The organism is Bartonella sp. OT172YNZD (genome assembly GCF_042193725.1).
Lineage (GTDB): Bacteria > Pseudomonadota > Alphaproteobacteria > Rhizobiales > Rhizobiaceae > Bartonella > Bartonella grahamii_A.
Genome location: NZ_JBHILZ010000050.1, coordinates 1 through 1,975, shown reverse-complemented (window position 1 = coordinate 1,975; position 1,975 = coordinate 1). Strand labels below are relative to the sequence as shown.

General features: G+C 41.6%; 1 pseudogene. It reads left to right on the top strand.

Features of this window, described 5'->3' with window-relative positions:
• Nucleotides 1-1,975 (top strand): annotated as a pseudogene (locus ACFIJS_RS08855) (hypothetical protein); the annotation flags it as partial.

Here is a 1,975-nt window from a genome sequence, read left to right as displayed (position 1 = left end):
ATAACCCCAACAGAGTTTAAGAATGTAGGAGAGGCTTTTGAGGGTCTTGATACAAACATTAAGAATGTGAATCAACGCATTAAGGAAGTGTCTGAAGGTGTTGCGCAAGATTCTTTGAACTGGAGCGATCAGGAGAAGGCTTTTGTAGCACAGCATGGAAAAGATGGAACAGGAAGAACGAACAGCAAGATAACGTCACTTGCCAATGGAGACATTAATGCTGGCTCAAGCGATGCTGTAGCTGGTAATCAGCTTTATAGCCTTGGTAGCAGTGTTGCGACATATTTAGGTGGAGGAGCTCATTATGAGAATGGTCAATGGACAGCTCCTAATTTCAAGGTTAAGCAAATCGCTTCTGATGGCGATATTACTGATGAGTCCTATAAGACTGTAGCGGATGCTTTTTCGAGTGTTGGTCATTCATTCAAGAGCATTTATGATGAGATTAACACCATGATAAGTGATAGTCTTGTTAAGCAAGGACAGGAAGCTGCTGCTATTACCATTGGTAAAGAAACGAGCGGTACTGTCATTAATATTCAAAATAAGAATAATGAGGATCGGATCATTTCTGGTGTTAAGGAAGCGCAGAATGACAACGAGGCTGTCAATAAAGCTCAGCTTGAAAAAAGCTTAAAGGATCTTTCTAAGGATATTCAGTCTGAAGATTCTTCTGTTGTTCTTTACGATAAAGATGAAGCTGGAGTTGGCACTAATTATGAGAGCGTAACTTTTGGAAAAGGGAAAGGTTCTTCTCCAGTAGCTCTTCATAATGTGAAAGATGGAGTTATTTCTGCAGGTTCACATGATGTAATCAATGGTAGCCAGATTAATATCCTCTCTCAAAATATCACAAGCTTTTTGGGTGGAGATGCGAAGTTTAGTGAAGGTGCGTTTATGGGCCCAACCTATAAATTATCTAGTGTTGATGCAAAGGGTGAGGCAAAGCATGCTGAGTTTAAAGATGTTGGTAGCGCCTTTGAAGGACTTGATACAAACATTAAGAATGTGAACCATCACCTCACGGATGTAGTCCAAGACTTTACTCAACAAATAACGAATATTACGCAGGAAGTTCAAGGTGATGCGTTGCTATGGAGCAAGAAAGAAGGAGCCTTTGTAGCGCAGCATGGAGAAGGTGAAGAAAAAGTTGATAGCAAGATTACGTCTCTTCAGGCTGGCAAGATTACAGTAGATTCAACCGATGCTATCAATGGTTCACAGCTTTATTCTATGGGAGAGATGGTTGCTCAGTATTTTGGTGGAGGCGCTGGATATACTGGTGGAGAATGGAGTGCTCCAAGCTTTAAGGTTACCACTGTCAGTGCGGATGGTAATAAGGTTGAAGAGAAGAGCTATGAGACTGTAGCGGCTGCCTTTGCTGGTGTTGGTACTTCTTTCACGAATCTTCACAATGAAGTTAAGAATGAGATTAATAAAGTAGTAGGCGATAGCCTTGTTAAGCAAGATGTAGATACAAATGTTATCAAGATTGGTGGAGAGAAAGAGGGCACAGCAATCACGGTTGCGAACAGTAGAGGTGATGCGCGGACACTTTCTGGTGTCAATGCAGGAGCAATCTCAGAAGGCTCGAGGGATGCTATCAATGGATCGCAGCTTTATTCTTTGAATAGGACGCTAGCGACATATTTTGGTGGTGATGCTCAGTATGAAGATGGCCAATGGACAGCACCTATTTTCAAAGTTACGAAGTTCAATGATGATGGCACTTCTGAAGAAGAGAGCTATAAAAATATTGCAGAAGCCTTTGCGGGTGTCAGCAGTTCATTCACGAAGCTTCATAATGAGATTTCTGAGAATATTGAGCAGAATGCGTTGTTATGGAGTGATGAAGACGCAGCTTTTGTGGCACTTCATGGCAAAGGAGACAAAAGAAGCAAGAGCAAACTGAAGTCTCTTTTAGATGGAGATATTTCTGAAGGTTCTACGGAAGCGATCACTGGTAATCAGCTTT